Annotated in this window: 18 protein-coding genes and 2 riboswitches; all 18 genes read right to left on the bottom strand. The window is 43.7% G+C overall.

Features of this window, described 5'->3' with window-relative positions; all coding sequences use genetic code 11:
• On the bottom strand, positions 1–1,539 hold the full coding sequence (gene purH / locus NST57_RS03610) for a bifunctional phosphoribosylaminoimidazolecarboxamide formyltransferase/IMP cyclohydrolase (protein WP_008344287.1): 1,539 nt from the start codon (positions 1,537–1,539) through the stop codon (positions 1–3).
• A 15-nt stretch (positions 1,540–1,554) separates the two neighbouring features.
• On the bottom strand, positions 1,555–2,124 hold the full coding sequence (gene purN, locus NST57_RS03605; protein ID WP_008344288.1) for a phosphoribosylglycinamide formyltransferase: 570 nt from the start codon (positions 2,122–2,124) through the stop codon (positions 1,555–1,557).
• Positions 2,121–3,161: a phosphoribosylformylglycinamidine cyclo-ligase gene (purM, locus tag NST57_RS03600; RefSeq protein ID WP_019743757.1), complete on the bottom strand. Its 1,041-nt coding sequence runs from the start codon at positions 3,159–3,161 to the stop codon at positions 2,121–2,123. The genes purN and purM overlap by 4 nt, the downstream gene beginning before the upstream one ends.
• Before the next feature lie 96 nt (positions 3,162–3,257).
• Positions 3,258–4,688, bottom strand: a complete 1,431-nt coding sequence (gene purF, locus NST57_RS03595) for an amidophosphoribosyltransferase (RefSeq protein WP_017359819.1) — start codon at positions 4,686–4,688, stop codon at positions 3,258–3,260.
• Entirely contained in the window at positions 4,664–6,895 is a 2,232-nt protein-coding gene (gene purL, locus NST57_RS03590; protein WP_098680492.1) for a phosphoribosylformylglycinamidine synthase subunit PurL, read from the bottom strand. The genes purF and purL overlap by 25 nt, the downstream gene beginning before the upstream one ends.
• Positions 6,879–7,562, bottom strand: coding sequence for a phosphoribosylformylglycinamidine synthase subunit PurQ (gene purQ / locus NST57_RS03585; RefSeq protein ID WP_008344292.1), 684 nt, complete (start codon positions 7,560–7,562; stop codon positions 6,879–6,881). The genes purL and purQ overlap by 17 nt, the downstream gene beginning before the upstream one ends.
• Complete coding sequence (gene purS, locus NST57_RS03580) at positions 7,559–7,813, bottom strand: phosphoribosylformylglycinamidine synthase subunit PurS (RefSeq protein ID WP_003214349.1); 255 nt, start codon at positions 7,811–7,813, stop codon at positions 7,559–7,561. Before purS ends, purQ begins: the two co-directional genes overlap by 4 nt.
• Positions 7,806–8,528: a phosphoribosylaminoimidazolesuccinocarboxamide synthase gene (gene purC / locus NST57_RS03575; protein WP_341298059.1), complete on the bottom strand. Its 723-nt coding sequence runs from the start codon at positions 8,526–8,528 to the stop codon at positions 7,806–7,808. Before purC ends, purS begins: the two co-directional genes overlap by 8 nt.
• Positions 8,529–8,600: 72 nt before the next feature.
• Entirely contained in the window at positions 8,601–9,896 is a 1,296-nt protein-coding gene (purB, locus tag NST57_RS03570; RefSeq protein ID WP_056705698.1) for an adenylosuccinate lyase, read from the bottom strand.
• Positions 9,893–11,035 (bottom strand): 5-(carboxyamino)imidazole ribonucleotide synthase, encoded by a 1,143-nt coding sequence (gene purK, locus NST57_RS03565; RefSeq protein ID WP_341298058.1) that lies wholly within the window; start codon positions 11,033–11,035, stop codon positions 9,893–9,895. The genes purB and purK overlap by 4 nt, the downstream gene beginning before the upstream one ends.
• Complete coding sequence (purE, locus tag NST57_RS03560) at positions 11,028–11,516, bottom strand: 5-(carboxyamino)imidazole ribonucleotide mutase (protein WP_017359824.1); 489 nt, start codon at positions 11,514–11,516, stop codon at positions 11,028–11,030. Before purE ends, purK begins: the two co-directional genes overlap by 8 nt.
• 169 nt (positions 11,517–11,685) lie before the next feature.
• Positions 11,686–11,787, bottom strand: a riboswitch (purine riboswitch).
• A 79-nt stretch (positions 11,788–11,866) separates the two neighbouring features.
• The gene (locus tag NST57_RS03555) at positions 11,867–12,067 is read right to left on the bottom strand and encodes an NETI motif-containing protein (RefSeq protein WP_008344299.1); all 201 of its coding nucleotides are present in this window, start codon (positions 12,065–12,067) and stop codon (positions 11,867–11,869) included.
• Positions 12,064–12,618 carry a DUF2179 domain-containing protein gene (locus tag NST57_RS03550; RefSeq protein ID WP_008344300.1) on the bottom strand — a complete coding sequence of 185 codons (555 nt, stop codon included), beginning with the start codon at positions 12,616–12,618 and terminating at the stop codon, positions 12,064–12,066. The genes NST57_RS03555 and NST57_RS03550 overlap by 4 nt, the downstream gene beginning before the upstream one ends.
• 377 nt (positions 12,619–12,995) lie before the next feature.
• A complete protein-coding gene (locus NST57_RS03545; RefSeq protein WP_341298057.1) occupies positions 12,996–13,793 on the bottom strand; it encodes a hypothetical protein in 798 nt (265 codons plus the stop codon).
• Between the two features lie 217 nt (positions 13,794–14,010).
• Positions 14,011–14,193 (bottom strand): YezD family protein, encoded by a 183-nt coding sequence (locus tag NST57_RS03540; protein WP_008344304.1) that lies wholly within the window; start codon positions 14,191–14,193, stop codon positions 14,011–14,013.
• 18 nt (positions 14,194–14,211) lie between these two features.
• The gene (locus NST57_RS03535; protein ID WP_008344307.1) at positions 14,212–14,373 is read right to left on the bottom strand and encodes a hypothetical protein; all 162 of its coding nucleotides are present in this window, start codon (positions 14,371–14,373) and stop codon (positions 14,212–14,214) included.
• Between the two features lie 206 nt (positions 14,374–14,579).
• Positions 14,580–15,905, bottom strand: coding sequence for an NCS2 family permease (locus tag NST57_RS03530; protein WP_056408255.1), 1,326 nt, complete (start codon positions 15,903–15,905; stop codon positions 14,580–14,582).
• A gap of 145 nt (positions 15,906–16,050) precedes the next feature.
• Positions 16,051–16,152, bottom strand: a riboswitch (purine riboswitch).
• Between the two features lie 126 nt (positions 16,153–16,278).
• Entirely contained in the window at positions 16,279–17,157 is an 879-nt protein-coding gene (locus tag NST57_RS03525) for a LysR family transcriptional regulator (RefSeq protein WP_341298056.1), read from the bottom strand.
• Between the last annotated feature and the right edge of the window lie 38 nt (positions 17,158–17,195).

Below are 17,195 nucleotides of genomic sequence, written 5' to 3'. Positions count from 1 at the left end.
TTAATGTTTGAAATGTCTAACGCCAGTGAAGACCATGGCGATGCCGTATTCATCTGCCTTTTGAATCGATTCTTCATCACGAATAGATCCACCTGGCTGAATGATCGCTGTGACACCTGCCTTTGCAGCAGCTTCTACTGTATCGCCCATTGGGAAAAATGCATCAGAACCAAGTGCACTCCCTTTTGCCTTTTCACCTGCTTGCTCAATCGCAATGTTAGCCGAGCCAACACGGTTCATTTGACCAGCACCAATACCTGCTGTCATTTGATCCTTCGCGAGAACGATGGCATTTGATTTCACATGTTTGACGACTTTCCAAGCGAGCTTTAAGTCTTTCCATTCGTCTTCAGTTGGCTCTCTCTTCGTTGGGATAGAGATCGTTGCTTCCTCTAAGCCGTATGTGTCGATATCCTGAACGAGCAATCCACCATGAACACTTGTGAGCTGCTTTTCTTTTTTCCCAAGATCTGCTTCTACATCTAATGTTAGTAGACGAAGGTTCTTTTTCGCTGTTAGCACATCAAGTGCTTCTTGGCTAAACGATGGTGCGATGACGATTTCTAAGAAAATCGTATGGAGCACCTCAGCCGTTTGCTTGTCTACTTCACGATTAAGCGCCACAATGCCGCCGAAAATAGACGTTTCATCTGCTTTAAATGCACGATCAAATGCTTCTGCAATCGTTTCCCCTGTCCCAACACCACATGGGTTCATATGCTTTACAGCCACAGCCGCTGGCTCCGTAAATTCACGTACAATTTGAAGAGCTGCATCTGCATCTTTGATGTTGTTGTAGGAAAGTTCTTTTCCATGTAATTGCGTTGCAGTAGCTAAAGAGCCTTTGCTTGGAAGTGCATTTTCATAGAACGTCGCCGCTTGGTGCGGGTTTTCTCCATAACGAAGAGATTGTTTTTTCTCAAATGTAACTGTGAACTGTTCTGGCTCTGTTTCGCCAACAAAGTTCGTTAAATAATCCGCAATCAGGGCATCGTAAGCAGCTGTATGACGGAATACTTTTGCTGCAAGCTCACGTTTTTTCTCTAGTGAGACGCCGCCTTCTTTGATTTGTTGAACGACAGAATCATAATCACGCGGGTCTACAATCACAGTGACATCCTGATGGTTTTTAGAAGCAGCACGAAGCATACCCGGTCCGCCAATATCAATGTTTTCAATCGCTTCTTCATACGTGACATCGTCTTTGGAAATGGTCTCTTTGAATGGATATAGATTCACAACGACAAGATCAATCGGCTGAATGCCGTGCTTTTCAATCTGTGCCATATGCTCATCGTTTTCTCTCACTGCTAATAGTCCACCGTGAATGTTCGGATGAAGCGTTTTGAGTCGTCCGTCCATGATTTCTGGGAAGCCAGTCACTTCAGAAATACCAATGACATCAATGCCGTTCTCTTGAAGAAGTTTGTGTGTACCACCAGTTGAAATCACTTCAACGCCAAGTTCTGTTAGTTCTTTCACAAAAGGTACAAGATTTGTTTTATCGGAAACACTGATTAATGCGCGTTTGATCGTCATGCCTTTGTCACCTCATTAAGATAATTCTAAAAGTGATTTGATCACTTTTGGATATAGTGTGTGTTCTAATTCATGCATTCTTTTTTCAATGGATTCAAGGTCTTCCCCTTGTTCAATATGAATGGCTGCTTGATCAATAATCGGGCCGGTATCCATGCCTTCGTCGACATAATGAACCGTGATACCAGCCACTTTGACTCCTGCTTGATAGGCTTGTCCAATCGCATCGAGTCCAGGAAATGCTGGCAGTAAAGAAGGGTGGATATTCACGATTTTCCCTCTAAATGCATCAAGCAATGTCGGACCGATCAGTCGCATATACCCAGCGAGGAAAATCCATTCCACTTCATGCAGCTTCAGCTGTTCAATGATGGTTTGCTCAAAAGCGGCTTTACTCGGGAAAGCCTTCGGCGTAAAAGAAAAGGACGGAATGCCCTCTTTCTCTGCCCGCTCCAGCACCTTCGCACCCGGTTTATCACAGATCACAATGGCTGCTTTTGCCGGCCACTGTTCTTCTTTTAACGTATCAATAATGGCTTGAAAATTTGTCCCGCTTCCAGAGGCGAAGATCGCAAACTTTTTCATGAGAGGCTTCCACCACCGAAAGTGACGCCTTCTCCTTTTTGAACTCGTCCGATAAGGAATGCTTTCTCTCCGTCTTGTTCAAGTCCGCTGATCACATCCACAAGATCATCCTCTTTGACGGCTAGGACAAAGCCGATGCCCATATTAAATACATTGAACATGTCTTCTGCTTTTAATTGCCCTTTTTCTTGGATAAAGGAGAAAATAGGCGGAACCGGCCATGAGCCGTTATCAATCTCAACACCAAGCCCTTCAGGCAGCATACGTGGTAAATTCTCAATAAAGCCACCGCCTGTCACATGTGCCATACCGTCAACCTTGCCAGCTTTCACTTGTTTAAGAACAGGTTTGACATAAATCTTCGTCGGTTCAAGCAGCTCTTCTCCAAGCGGTCTTGTAAAAGGTTCATACGTTTGGTGAAGATCTAGACCCGCATCTTCAAGCAATACTTTTCGTACAAGAGAATAGCCATTGCTATGAATTCCGCTAGAGCTGAGTCCAATCAGCAAATGCCCTTCCTTGATGTTCTCTCCTGTGACGATTTCATCCTTTTCAACGACACCTACAGAAAATCCAGCAATATCATATTCTTCTTCTGTGTAAAGACCCGGCATTTCTGCTGTCTCTCCGCCGACAAGCGCTGAACCAGACTGCTCGCATCCGTCAGCTACACCTTTGACAATGGATTCAATTTTCAAAGGATCTGCTTTTCCAACTGCTAAGTAATCTAAGAAAAAGAGCGGCTCTGCTCCTTGTGCAAGTACATCGTTCACACACATAGCAACAGCATCTACACCGATCGTATCGTGCTGATCCATTAAAAATGCCAGCTTTAATTTCGTACCAACACCATCTGTTCCTGAGACAAGAACGGGCTTTTTATATGGCAGTTCAGATAAATCAAACATCCCGCCAAATCCGCCTAGAGCCCCCATGACACCTGCTCTTTTTGTACGTTCTACATGTGTTTTCATTCGTTTGACGGCTTCGTATCCTGCTTCGATGTCGACACCGGCGTTTTTATATGCTTCTGACATCCCATTCACTCCTTTTATCTGCTTGTCTTCCATGTATTTTCGGCAGAATGAAAGAGCAGCACATCAAATCACGTTGACTGCTGCTCCATTATTCGATTATTTCGTCAGGACTGTTTCCTTCACATGAGGAAGGACAGTATCTTCATAAATTTCGGTCGGGTATTTTCCAGTAAAGCACGCTAAACACTGACCTCGCTGCGGATCATCATACTTTCTGCCAATCCCGTCCATTAAACCGTCTACAGATAAAAATGCAATGGTGTCTGCACCGATTTCCTGTCTAATTTCCTCCACTGAATGAGATGACGCAATCAGCTCTTCGTGTGTAGACGTATCAATTCCATAAAAACACGGATGAGCAATTGGCGGTGAACTGATGCGTACATGCACTTCCGTCGCACCCGCTTCTCTTAGCATCGTTACAATTCGGCGGCTTGTTGTTCCTCGTACGATGGAATCATCCACCATGACGACACGTTTGCCTTCGACCACCCCGCGAACAGCAGACAGCTTCATTCGCACGCCCTGCTCACGCAATGCTTGAGACGGCTGAATAAATGTTCGGCCGACATATCGGTTTTTAATTAAACCTAGCTCATATGGAATACCTGTTGCTTCGGCATAACCAATCGCTGCAGAAATACTGGAGTCTGGTACACCTGTCACGACATCAGCTTCGACATGTGCTTCTTCTGCAAGCTTTTTGCCAAGATTCTTTCTCGCACTATGCACGTTGATGCCATTGATATTGCTGTCAGGTCTTGAGAAATAAATGTATTCCATGCTGCACATGCTGCGGTTAATGTTCATCGAAAAGCGCTCAGATTTTAAGCCTTCATCATTAATGATCAGCATTTCGCCAGGCTCCACATCACGTAAATACGTGGCACCAACGACATCAAAAGCACATGTTTCAGAAGCGACAACATAAGCATCTCCCAGCATACCAAGTGAAAGTGGGCGTAATCCGTTTGGATCAAGGGCTACGATCATTTCTGTTTCCGTCATGATTAAGAAAGCATAAGCTCCTTTTAGCATAGACAGAGCATTTTTGATTTGATCCTTCAAATCCATATACCCGCTGCGCTTAATTAAGTGAGCGAGCACTTCGGTATCAGAAGACGTTTGAAAAATACTTCCTTGGTTCTCTAGCTGCTGCTTTAATTGCGTTGCATTGACTAAGTTTCCATTATGAGCAAGGGCAAGACTGCCATTGTTTTGCGAGCGGAAGAAGAGGGGCTGCACATTCTCAAAGCCGCCTCCGCCTGCTGTCGCATACCGAACGTGTCCGATCGCACCTTTTCCCTTTAAATCCTTAAGCTCACCGTTTTGAAAGACTTCCGTAATCAGTCCAAGGCCTTTGTGTGACGTTAGGTTTTCACCGTCTGTTGCAATAATTCCCGCACCTTCTTGTCCTCGGTGCTGAAGGCTATGCAATCCGTAATATGTGATTTGCGGGGCTTCTTCGTGTCCCCAAACCCCAAAGACGCCACATTCTTCGTTTAAGCCTCTGATTTCAGCAAGCATGGGATCGCTCCTTTCCATGCGCGTTCAAGCTCGTTGACTGCCGCATGAATCCATTGTTGTCCTTCTTGATTTTTGACAGTGAATACACCATCATTTGTGACCGTTCCAACTTCTTTTGCATCTTGCACAGCCGCAGCAAACGCTTCGCGGTTTTCTAGTTTCACTGTGACGACAAAACGTGACTGTGATTCACTGAATAGTGATGCTGCGCTGTTTAGATCGATCTGGATATCAGCACCAAGACCATCTGTTCCAAATGTACTTTCAGCTAGTGCTACACCAAGACCGCCTTCAGACACATCATGTGCTGACTGAACAAGTCCGTTTTGAATTGCTGCTAACAGGGCTTCTTGACGCGCCAGTTCTACATCCAAATCAATTTCTGGTGCTTTTCCGTAGATACGGCCTTCTGTCATTTTTTGAAGCTCACTGCCTGCGAATTCTTCCTTCGTTTCACCAATGACAAAAATCACATCGCCTGCCTGCTGGAACGATTGAGTCGTAATATGAGCTGTATCTTCAATCAAACCAACCATGCCAATGACTGGCGTTGGATAAATGGCTGTACCATTTGATTCGTTATATAAAGAGACGTTACCGCCGATGACCGGTGTGCTTAATGTACGGCAAGCTTCGCTAATGCCGTCAGCAGATTTTTCAATCTGCCAGAAGATTTCTGGTTTCTCCGGGTTACCGAAGTTCAAGTTATCTGTTACTGCAAGCGGACGAGCGCCTGAGCAGACAATGTTACGTGCGGCTTCTGCAACGGCAATCTTACCGCCAACCTCTGGATCAAGGTAGAGATAACGTGCATTACAATCTGTTGTCATCGCAAGGGCTTTTTTCGTCCCACGGATTCTGAGCACGCCCGCATCAGAGCCAGGTGCAACGACAGTGTTTGTACGAACCATATAGTCGTATTGATCGTAAACCCATTCTTTACTCGCAATCGTTGGCTGCTTTAACAGCTGTTTCAATGTATCTGCTGCATCTGTGATCGCTGGAGCTTCCACTTTTGTTTCTAAAAACTCACGATAGTATGCAGGCTCACTTGAAGGTTTGTGATAAACCGGCGCTTCTTCTGCAAGTGCATCAACTGGAAGCTCACACACTACTTCTCCTTGATGGAGTAAACGAAGCATTTTATCGTCTGTCACATGACCGACTGATACCGCTTCAAGATCATATTTTTCAAAAATATCAATGATTTCTTGTTCACGGCCTTTTTCAATGACCAGAAGCATTCTCTCTTGAGATTCAGACAGCATCATTTCATACGCTGACATGCCTGTTTCACGCTGAGGGATCAGGTCTAGGTTCATTTCGATACCTGAACCAGCTTTACTTGCCATCTCTGCACTTGAGCTAGTTAAACCAGCCGCTCCCATATCTTGAATGCCCACAAGCGCATCATTTTTGATGACTTCAAGGCATGCTTCAAGCAAAAGCTTTTCCATGAACGGATCGCCGACTTGAACCGCTGAACGTTTTTCTTCTGATTCATCAGAAAATTCTTCAGACGCAAATGTTGCACCGTGAATCCCGTCACGTCCCGTTTTAGCACCAACGTACATGACCGTATTGCCAACACCTTTTGCCTGCCCTTTCTTGATGTCTTCATGGTTGATTAACCCTACACACATCGCGTTAACGAGCGGGTTGCCTTCATAGCTTTGATCAAAATGAACTTCTCCGCCGACTGTTGGAATACCGATACAGTTTCCATAGCCTGCAATCCCTGCCACTACTTCTTCAAACAAGTACTTCACGCGCGGTGAAGTCAGTTCACCAAAACGAAGAGAGTTTAATACCGCAATTGGACGAGCACCCATGGAGAATACATCACGGATGATTCCGCCGACACCTGTTGCCGCTCCTTGATACGGTTCAATTGCAGATGGATGGTTATGTGATTCGATTTTAAATACAACCGCTTGGTTGTCTCCAATATCAACGATTCCAGCGCCTTCCCCAGGACCTTGAAGAACATGCTCTCCTTTTGTCGGGAATTTGCTTAAAACAGGCTTTGAGTTTTTATAACTGCAATGCTCTGACCACATGACAGAAAAGATACCCGTTTCTGTGTAGTTTGGCAGCCTGCCAATAATGGATTCGATTAAAGCGAATTCTTCATCACTCAATCCCATTTGCTGATACAATTTCTCTTCTTTAATTTGCTTGTGACTTGGTTCAAGCAGTAGTGACATGAGTGTCCCTCCAATTTTTCACGATAGATTGAAACAATTTAAGTCCGTCTGCGCTGCCTAGTAATGAGTCAACCGCGCGCTCAGGGTGCGGCATCATGCCGAGTACATTGCCCTGTTCATTCGTTACACCTGCAATTCGATTGACACTGCCGTTAATATCGTCACCGTAAGTGAAAGCGATTTGGCCTCGTTCAATCAGCTTCGCTAACGTGTCTTCGTCACAGTAGAAGTTGCCTTCACCGTGTGCTACAGGAATCGTAATCGATTCACCTTTTTGATAACCGCTTGTAAATTGCGTTTCGTTGTTCTCTACAATGAGTTCAACTGGACGACAGATAAATTTTAGATCTTTATTCCGTCTCATTGCACCTGGCAAAATGCCAAGCTCCTGAAGAATTTGGAACCCGTTACAAACACCAAGAACAGGTTTTCCTTCCGCAGCTGCTTTTTTCACAGCCGGCATGATGTTAGAAAAACGAGCAATCGCACCGCATCTTAAGTAATCCCCATAAGAAAAACCGCCTGGTACGAGTACACCGTCAAAACCATCAAGACTCGTTTCGTCGTGCCATACATATTCAACTTGTTCACCTAACTCATCTTGAATCGCATGGTACATATCGATATCACAGTTAGAGCCAGGCAAGACGATCACTGCAAACTTCACTGTGCGACAACCTCCTCCACCTCATAGCGGTAATCTTCAATCACCGTGTTGGCAAGCAATTTTTCACACATTTCTTTGACCACTGTATCCAAGTCACGATCTGATTTCTCAATGACTAGCTCCATATATTTCCCGATACGGACATCCTTTACTTCCTGATAAGACATACTGTGCAAAGCGTGCTGCACGGCACTTCCTTGTGGATCAAGAACGCTCTCTTTTAAGCTGACAAAAATTTTCACTTTATACATGTTTATGGCCTCCAAGTCTTTTGAAAATTTCTTCGTATGCATTTGTTAAGCCGCCCAGGTTTCGTCTGAACACGTCTTTATCAAGCTTTTCGTTTGTGTCTTTATCCCAAAGCCTGCACGTATCAGGTGAAATCTCATCAGCTAGCAAAATACGATTCTCGTGATCTATTCCGAATTCAAGCTTGAAATCAATTAAATTCACATGGCAATCTGAGAAGATTTGCTTCAATTCTTCATTCACTTGTCTTGTGATTTGTTTCATTTCTTCCACCTGTTCAGGTGTCGCTGCATGTAAAATGCGAATATGATCTTCTGTAATGAGCGGATCGCCGAGTGCATCATCTTTGTAGTAAAACTCGATCAAAGGTGCGTCCAGTTTTGTTCCCTCTGGAATCCCAAGACGCTTTGACATACTGCCTGCCACCACGTTTCGCACAACGACTTCAAGCGGTACGATGTCTACCTTTTGAATGAGCTGTTCTGTTTCAGATAGGCGTTTCACAAAGTGATTGTTGATTCCTTTCTCATGCAGCATTTGAAAAATCAAGCTAGAAATTTCGTTATTCAGTCTGCCTTTGCCTTCAATTTCCGCTTTCTTTTCACCGTTAAATGCTGTAGCTGAGTCTTTATATTCAACATATAAAATATGCTCGTCATCGGTCTGATAGATTCTTTTCGCTTTGCCTTCGTAGAGAAGTTCTTGTTTCACAGTCATTCAGATTGGCCTCCTAATTTGAATGTTGGCAATTTTCAGGATTAGGCGCCTGACTAGCAGGCGGCCCATTTCTTACGCAAGACCTAGACGTTCGAAAATCATATCGACATTTTTCAAGTGATAGTTGTAATCGAAGCAGTCAGCGATTTGTTCAGGTGTTAAGCGTGAAGTGATTTTCTCTTCTGCTTCTACTAATGAACGGAATGGTACTTGTTTTTCCCAAGCTTCCATCGCTTTTGGCTGAACCGTGTCATATGCTTCTTCACGTGCCATACCTGTATCAATGAGTGCAAGAAGAACACGCTGAGAGTAGATCAAGCCAAGTGTGCGGTCCATGTTGCGTTTCATATTCTCAGGGAAGACCGTCAAGTTCTTCACAATGTTAGAGAAACGGTTCAGCATATAGTTCAGTGCAATCGTTGCATCTGGTAAAATGATGCGTTCAGCAGATGAATGAGAAATATCACGCTCATGCCAAAGTGGTACATTTTCATAAGCAGTCAGCATATAACCACGGATGACGCGGGCAATTCCCGTCATATTTTCAGAGCCGATTGGGTTTCGTTTATGCGGCATCGCTGATGATCCCTTTTGTCCTTTTGCAAAGAATTCTTCTACTTCACGCGTTTCACTCTTTTGAAGACCACGAATTTCAACAGCAAATTTCTCAATGCTTGTTGCCACTAAAGCAAGGGTTGCCATGTAATCTGCATGACGGTCACGCTGCAAGGTTTGGGTTGAAATTGGTGCAGCTTTGATGCCAAGTTTCTCACATACATATTGCTCAACAAACGGGTCGATGTTCGCATATGTGCCAACAGCACCAGAGATTTTGCCGTATTCGATGCCGGCTTTTGCTTGTTTAAAACGTTCTAAGTTACGCTTCATTTCCTCGTACCAAAGAGCAAGCTTCAAGCCAAATGTTGTCGGTTCAGCATGTACACCGTGCGTACGGCCCATCATGACTGTATATTTGTGCTCTTTTGCTTTTTCTTTTAGTATGTCAACAAATCTCTCAATGTCCTTGAGCAAAATATCGTTCGCCTGTTTTAATAGATATGAAAGCGCCGTATCCACTACGTCTGTAGATGTTAACCCGTAATGAACCCACTTTCTTTCTTCTCCTAGAGATTCAGATACAGCACGCGTAAAGGCAACCACGTCGTGGCGCGTGTCTTGTTCAATCTCTAGAATACGATCAATATCAAAGCTTGCATTCTTACGCATAGTCACAACGTCTTCTTTCGGAATGACACCAAGTTCTGCCCAAGCTTCACAAGCGAGAATTTCTACTTCAAGCCATGCATTAAATTTGTTTTCCTCTGTCCAGATTGCTGACATTTCTGGTCGTGCGTAACGTTCGATCATTTCCCGTTTCCTCCATCTCTTTCAGTCCATATCTTTGTGATGTTTGCCATCCATTCATCATCAAGCTGTTTCATAAATGTCATATGCCCCATTTTGCGGCCGGCTTTTACTTCATGTTTGCCATATAGATAAAGCTTCGCTTCCTTTAAAAGCTCAGGATGTTCTTTTGGGATGTCCACTTCATCGCCCAGCAAATTCACCATCATGCCCTCTGATAAAAGAGCTGTTCCGCCAAGAGGCAAACCGCATATGGCGCGAATGTGCTGTTCAAACTGACTCGTCTCACATAAATCCAATGTGTAATGTCCAGAGTTATGCGGGCGCGGTGCCAGTTCATTGACGAGCAGCTTCCCTTCATTTGTCAAGAACAGTTCAACAGCAAGCGTACCGACCAGCCCTAGCTTTTCAGCAAGCGTTGTTGCCAGTTCTTTTGCTTTCTCCTGAATGCTGCCATCTACCCGTGCAGGCACGATGCTTTGGAATAAAATATTGTGCTTATGAATGTTCTCAGCGACTGGGAATGTCGCAATTTCCCCATGAACAGAACGCGTCACAATCACGGACAGTTCCATTTGGAAAGGAACCCAGCTTTCTAAAATACATGTTCCATGAGTGAGAAGTGCAGCAGCTTCATGAAGCTGATCCTTCTCTTTGATGACGTACTGTCCTTTACCGTCGTAACCACCTCTGCATGTTTTCAGCACAGCTGGCAAACCAAGCGCATTTACTGCGTCTTCCAGCTCCTTCTCATCATGAACGATGCGATAAGGGGCGACTTCACAGCCTGCATCTACAATCCCTTTTTTCTCGGTTTCACGGTTTTGGGTTAAAAGAAGGAGTTCGCTTCCTTGCGGTAAATACGCCTCTTCCTTCAGTTGATTGAGTGCATCATAATCAATGTTTTCAAATTCATATGTGACCACATCACTGATGTCCGCCAGCTGCCTGATCGCTTTAAGGTCACTGTATGCGGCTGTAATTTCTTTATCAGCAACCTGTCCACAAGGTGAATGTGTGACGGGGTCAAGAACTGCTGCACGGTAACCCATTTGCTTTGCACTGACGGCCATGTATCTGCCAAGCTGTCCGCCGCCGATGATACCAATAGTTGCGTTTGGAAAAATGGTCTGCTTAGCCAAGCTGATCACTGCTTTCTAATACAGTTTGTTTTGTTTGCTCTCTTCTTTCTTCAAGGCGTGCTGCAACGGCTTCATCGAATGCTGAAATCATTTGTGCGGCTAGAAGGCCTGCATTTGTTGCACCGGCTTTGCCAATTGCCACTGTGGCAACAGGTACACCGCCTGGCATTTGAACGATGGATAATAAGGAATCTAGCCCGTTTAATGCTTTTGATTGTACGGGCACACCAATGACCGGCAGTGTCGTTTTTGCTGCGACCATCCCCGGTAAATGTGCTGCGCCTCCAGCACCGGCAATAATGACCTTGAGTCCTTTACCTCTTGCTTCAGTCGCATATTCAAACATCAAATCAGGTGTCCGATGTGCGGATACAACCTGTTTTTCATACGGAATGTTTAATTCCTCTAAGATATCGCACGCATGTTTCATTGTTTCCCAATCAGATGTACTTCCCATGATGACACCTACAAGCGGCTTCATTTTGTCCCCACCTTTAAGCTATTATTCGATTTTGTATCGTTTGACACGCTTCCCAAACCTAAGCAGCTTGTCAAACGCCGAACAAAAAGACCCGGTTTGTATTGCATTGTTAGGAAGCAACACAAACCGGGCCATGGTAAGCGCTGTTCGCTTTTAAAACGCCATGTCAGTTTTGTTCACTATCCTGCATAGTCCAGTCATTTACGGTAACTGGGTAGAAACTTATGGGCCATATTCCCAAGATTATATGAGGCTCGTGTTTTGATTTCATGTTTATCTTAACAACGGATGTTCATGATGTCAACGGATTTATCGAACAATCTATGAAGTCGTCGTTTTAATGTTCGGATTTAGAGTATTTTTCCCTCAAATACGATTTTTTTCCCAATCGGAATGATCTGAATCGACCCATTTTCCTTCTTTTCCTGAAAGATCGGTTCCTCCATTCGTCGGACAGGTGAGTAGCCTTCCTCCGCCATCTGGGACAACACTTGATCAATCGTCATGTTGTCTTCCACGTAGAATTTCTTTTTCTTTGGTTTTGCGGTCATTCTTTAATTCTCCTTTTCTTCACAGCCTTCACCCAGAAGCCGCCATGAATCGTTTTGGGCTCATACGAAATGATAAACGCCTTTGAATCAAGCGTTTTAATCGTTTCATATAATTGCAGTTCATATTTTCTCGGTGTTAAAATTTGCATCGCTGACCGGTCTCCTTCAAGACCTCCTACTACCCAGTTGGTGACGCCATATCCCTTTTCTCTCAATTGTTTTGGGAGATCTAGATCGATTTCTTTTGTAATCACGTTCACAGTAATGTAGCCAAGTGCCAGCTTCTCTTCAATTTTCATCCCGACAATGATTCCAATTCCATAACCTAGCGCATACGCAATGACATTTTGTACTTGATCTAAGTTATCTAATACGATACTCAAACCAATGACATAAATCAGCATCTCGACAGTACCAGCAAAAGCGGCTGCATACCTTCTGCCTTTCATTGTTAAAATTAAACGCATAGTGGAAAAAGAGACATAAACAATGTTAATCACTAAAATAATCAAAACCATGGTGAACGCATTGGATAAAAGTTGTTGAAGCACGATTCGAACCCCCTGCACTAAAAATCAAAATAAAGCACCCCATATTCTACTAGAGAACAAACCTTGATACAATCAAATTTGCGCGAGAAAAACACATATATCTTTCGACAACAAGGGGTGGTCTTTGTTACCAAGAGTTTACCCGTTTTTTCCTCTTCTCAACATGAAAAACCTCCTTTTTCAAAAGGAGGCTTTAGATGGTTGATAAAGGGCTAAAATGAACATTATTTTAACCCTTTGTCTTCTTTCAGCATGATAGAAACCTTTGAATTCTAAGAATGACGAGTACCGGTGCGAAGCGAATTTCACTTTCGTGAGCACCGTCACGCAGGACTGCAGCCGATTGCAAAGATTTGTCTACACGCTGAAACGTGTTTTTATCCAAACCGAACTGGAACAAGTGATGGGATCAAATACTCTCCGACAATGCCCCATAAAAGGGCAATGATGACGAGCTCAATCAACAAAAAGACCCAGCCGGCATACATCAAGTCTCCCCGCACAGCTTCTTGATCTGATTGAATGGAGCGGAAGAGCACAATGGCAATCAGCTGAAGACCAAAAAACATCATGACGGATAAAATCACCGTTACATATGGAATATTCAGCATGGCAAATACAAGCCAAAAGATAGATAAAACCAAAACCGGCACAAGCACGGCACCGAACTTCATGATCACTTCTTTCAGCGATATGTTCCCTTTCAGCATGTACTTACCGAGCACCCAAACCGTCAGCATCATCAGTGTCAACAGAATGAGTGTAAAGACCGCTACCTTTAAAAAGGCGTCACCAAAAGAATAATGAATACCAAAACCTAATAAACGGGTCTTTGACGCCTTTAATTGAACGTAGTTGCCTAAAGCAAAAAACACACTGAACAACACAATTGAAATCCAGGCGTACTTCATGCGTAAAGTGTCCGCTTGATGGATCGCACGACTCGGTGATTTTAACATCGCAAACCCATATGAGCCATAGCGCTTAAACGCACCTCCTACACCTCTTGCAATGCGCTGAATGGCTGAACGCTTTTCATCAGCTGGCTTAGCCGTTCTTCCTCGTTTTGCAGCACTGCGGCTGAGGCGGGACTGCCTCGTTTCTTGATCTATTGATGGCTCTTCGTTTTCGTTTTTTGTTTCAGATGTGACCTGCTCTTGATCTTTCTCTAACATCCTATATCAACTCCTATCTCAGACAATCCGCACAGGCTCAAGTGACCTGTCCGAATGACTCCTATTAAAGTAGCGGAGTCTCTCTATTCAGTCAAGATTCCTTGACGTTCATACGAATAGACGGATAAAAGAATGAAGAGGTTTTAAATGGAGAGAAAATAAGACAAAACAAAAAAGCTGATGAGTGGATCAGCTTTTCATCATCTTTCATAACTTTTCATGAACGATAGCGCCCCTGCTTTGCTTTCTGAATCCGAAGATTCTCCTGGTGTGCGGGGAAACGAGTCTTTTCTGTCGTATCGACTTGTGTAATTTGTCCATTATGAATGGTGATCACCACCGACCCGTATTCAATCCCTTTTAAGGCAGATAAAATAAAATTCAGCTTTTGTTCATCCATCGCTCATCCCCCATCCCACTAATTTTGCTTGCGCTCTTTTAAATAGAGAACCTCATTTTCCAGCTCATGAATCGTATAATGCATGAGCGCTTCATGTTTTTCTTCATGCCCCCATAAAAGGAGCTGCTCAATCAATACCTGCTTTTTCCGCTCAATCACCTGCCTAAGCCAGCGTGACAAGTCATCCCCTCCCGTTATGATGAATGCAAGAAAAAAGGCACTCTGAACCCTTCTATAGAAAAAAGGAAATCAAAGCGCCTTTGGTGATCCAATCAGCGAATTATGTCTTTTTATCATAAACACATAATTCCTATAAGTCAACTATGTTTTTAAAATTTCCCTACAAAAAACAGCAGCCTCCATGAGCTGCTGTTTCAGACAAACCATTAATGATTTAAGAAAGCAAAATATAGAATAAAAATGACAAACAGTCCGTACATAATTGGATGCACTTCTTTTGCTTTTCCTTTAAAGATCATGGTGATCGGGTAGAAAATGAAACCAATCGCAATCCCTGTCGCAATACTATATGTCAGTGGCATCATAATCATGGTTAAGAAGGCCGGTACCGCAATTTCAAAACGATCCCATGCGATCTTTGCAAGAGGTGCTACCATCAGTGCACCGACAATGATTAAAGCAGGTGCCGTTACATTCGGTGTCACGACAGATAAAAGCGGCGAGAAGAACATCGCAAGTAAGAAGAAAATACCTGTCACGACAGCTGCAAAACCAGAACGGGCACCCGCAGCAACACCTGAACTAGATTCAACATAAGACGTCGTCGTTGATGTTCCAAGAACAGAACCGACGACGATAGAAGAAGAATCCGCCAGAAGCGCTTTTCCTGCACGCGGCAGCTCATTATTTTTCATTAAACCAGCCTGCGTTGCCACAGCCACAAGTGTACCAGCTGTATCAAAGAATCCAACGAATAGGAACGTTAAAATAACCACAAGCATTTGAATGGAGAAGATGTCTGGCAAGTGAATCAAGGCTTGACCAAAAGTTGGAGACAAGCTTGGAATGCTATCTACAATTTGAGATGGAACTGGCACAAGACCAAGGATCATCCCAGCAATAGCTGTCACAAGCATCCCAATGAAGACACCTGCATTCACACGAAGAACCATTAAAATGACAGTCACAATGATCCCAAATACCGTTAACAGGACAGGACCACTATGAATATTCCCAATCGATACAAGCGTATTATCGTTATTGGCAATAATGCCAGAGCCTTGAAGACCTACGAATGTAATGAACAAACCAATCCCTGCACCAACTGCCAGCTTCAGCTCAGCCGGAATGGCATTGATGATTTTTTCACGGAAACCTGTTAAAGAAAGAGCAACGAAAATCAATCCTGACACAAACACACCGGAAAGTGCTGCCTGCCATGAGATCCCCATACCAAGAACCACCGAGAAAGCAAAGAACGCATTCAGACCCATACCTGGTGCAATCGCAATCGGGTACCTGGCGATCAATCCCATCAGGAAACAACCTGCCGCAGAAGCTAATGCCGTAGCTGTAAAGACAGCCCCCTGATCAATTCGTAATTTATCTGGAAAATCCGGTACTGCTACTAAAGCAAGTGTGATCGGATTGACAAACAAGATGTAAGCCATCGACAAAAATGTCGTTAAACCGCCGATGATCTCTCTGCGATAATTCGTACCTAACTCATCAAACTGAAAAAACTGTTTCAAAGCCAACTGACTCCCTTCATGTCCTTTTGCTTTAGTCTGCCCCATTCACAAGTCAAATAAAAAACGCCCCAACAGTTTTTGGGACGCTTGACTACAATGTGAATTCAGACCGTGACATCAAACAAGAACAATGCATGATTTATATCAAACGAGTGTGAATTGACGTAGTCAAGCCATTTACGGTAGCTTGGTAGAAACTTGCGGGCCATATCCCCGCCATTATACGACTTCTATCTATTTGATTTCTGTGTCTATTGTACCAACTTCATTTTTAAAACACAATACAAAAAGCGAACATTTTTCAAAGAAATGTCCGCTTCATTCGTCTTATTACACGAATTTGGAAAATCACATCTAGTTCTTTATACACCCATCACTGAATTCTGGCAAAAACCGTTTCTGCTACATCGAAAAATGCCTTCACAGCAGGAGAAGCTTGGGTGAGCGCTGGACAGGCAAGCGCCACCTCACGATGATACGATACATTCAGGTGACTGATCTGCACAAGTTGCTGCGTTTTCAGGAATAACTCAGGACCTATCGTCACACCAAGTCCTTCCCCAACCATGCGGGCAATGGTCGTACAATCATGCACTTCAAATAAAATAGACGGCTTGATTTGCGCCTCTGAAAAAATATCCTCTACATGGGATTGATACATGCCAGTTGGCATAATAAACGGTTCGTCCGCTAATTCTTCCATATCTAAAATTGGCTGCTGCTTAAAACGATGATTTTCGTGATAAGCGACCACCATTTTATCTTTCATAAGTGGCAATAGATGAAACGCTTCATCCGCTTTACCTTTTACAACAAACCCAACATCAATAATGCCAGAATCGAGCCACTCCAATATTTCTTCATATGTCCCCTCATAGAACTTAAATTCAATCTTTGGATGCTTTTTCTGATAGCTCACAAGTAGCTTTGGCAATAAACAAGCGGATGCACTGGCAAATGTTCCAATCCGAATCAAGCCAGATTCAATATTTTTGGTGAGCGCAATTTCCTGCTGAATTTTCTCTACTCGATTTAGCACTTCTCTTATATGCGGAAGAAGGGTTTCACCGATGTCTGTCAGCGTAATGCCCTTTTTTCGGTCACGCACGAATAAAGACACACCCCACTCCGTCTCTAAACTTGCCACCGCATGACTCACGGCAGACTGTGTCATATTTAATGCTTCAGCTGCAGCTGTAAAACTGCCTAGCTCAACCACCTTAGCCATTGTCTCGAATCGAACAAAGCTCATGAGTATTCACTCATCCCTTTCATGAAAAACATCAATTT

It is taken from the genome of Bacillus sp. FSL M8-0077 (genome assembly GCF_038050255.1).
Classification (GTDB): domain Bacteria; phylum Bacillota; class Bacilli; order Bacillales; family Bacillaceae; genus Bacillus; species Bacillus altitudinis.
Note: the sequence above shows the minus strand (reverse complement) of the source record. Positions and strands in the feature narration are given on the sequence as shown.

Bases quoted from the DNA above. Each gene is read 5' to 3' on its own strand.
- purM (WP_019743757.1), bottom strand. From the start codon at position 3,161: ATGTCAGAAGCATATAAAAACGCCGGTGTCGACATCGAAGCAGGATAC.
- NST57_RS03525 (WP_341298056.1), bottom strand. From the start codon at position 17,157: ATGAGCTTTGTTCGATTCGAGACAATGGCTAAGGTGGTTGAGCTAGGC.
- NST57_RS03540 (WP_008344304.1), bottom strand. From the start codon at position 14,193: ATGGATGAACAAAAGCTGAATTTTATTTTATCTGCCTTAAAAGGGATT.
- purF (WP_017359819.1), bottom strand. From the start codon at position 4,688: ATGCTTGCTGAAATCAGAGGCTTAAACGAAGAATGTGGCGTCTTTGGG.
- purE (WP_017359824.1), bottom strand. From the start codon at position 11,516: ATGAAGCCGCTTGTAGGTGTCATCATGGGAAGTACATCTGATTGGGAA.
- purL (WP_098680492.1), bottom strand. From the start codon at position 6,895: ATGTCACTACTGCTTGAACCAAGTCACAAGCAAATTAAAGAAGAGAAA.
- purH (WP_008344287.1), bottom strand. From the start codon at position 1,539: ATGACGATCAAACGCGCATTAATCAGTGTTTCCGATAAAACAAATCTT.
- purB (WP_056705698.1), bottom strand. From the start codon at position 9,896: ATGATCGAACGTTACGCACGACCAGAAATGTCAGCAATCTGGACAGAG.
- purS (WP_003214349.1), bottom strand. From the start codon at position 7,813: ATGTATAAAGTGAAAATTTTTGTCAGCTTAAAAGAGAGCGTTCTTGAT.
- purC (WP_341298059.1), bottom strand. From the start codon at position 8,528: ATGACTGTGAAACAAGAACTTCTCTACGAAGGCAAAGCGAAAAGAATC.
- NST57_RS03555 (WP_008344299.1), bottom strand. From the start codon at position 12,067: ATGACCGCAAAACCAAAGAAAAAGAAATTCTACGTGGAAGACAACATG.
- NST57_RS03545 (WP_341298057.1), bottom strand. From the start codon at position 13,793: ATGTTAGAGAAAGATCAAGAGCAGGTCACATCTGAAACAAAAAACGAA.
- purN (WP_008344288.1), bottom strand. From the start codon at position 2,124: ATGAAAAAGTTTGCGATCTTCGCCTCTGGAAGCGGGACAAATTTTCAA.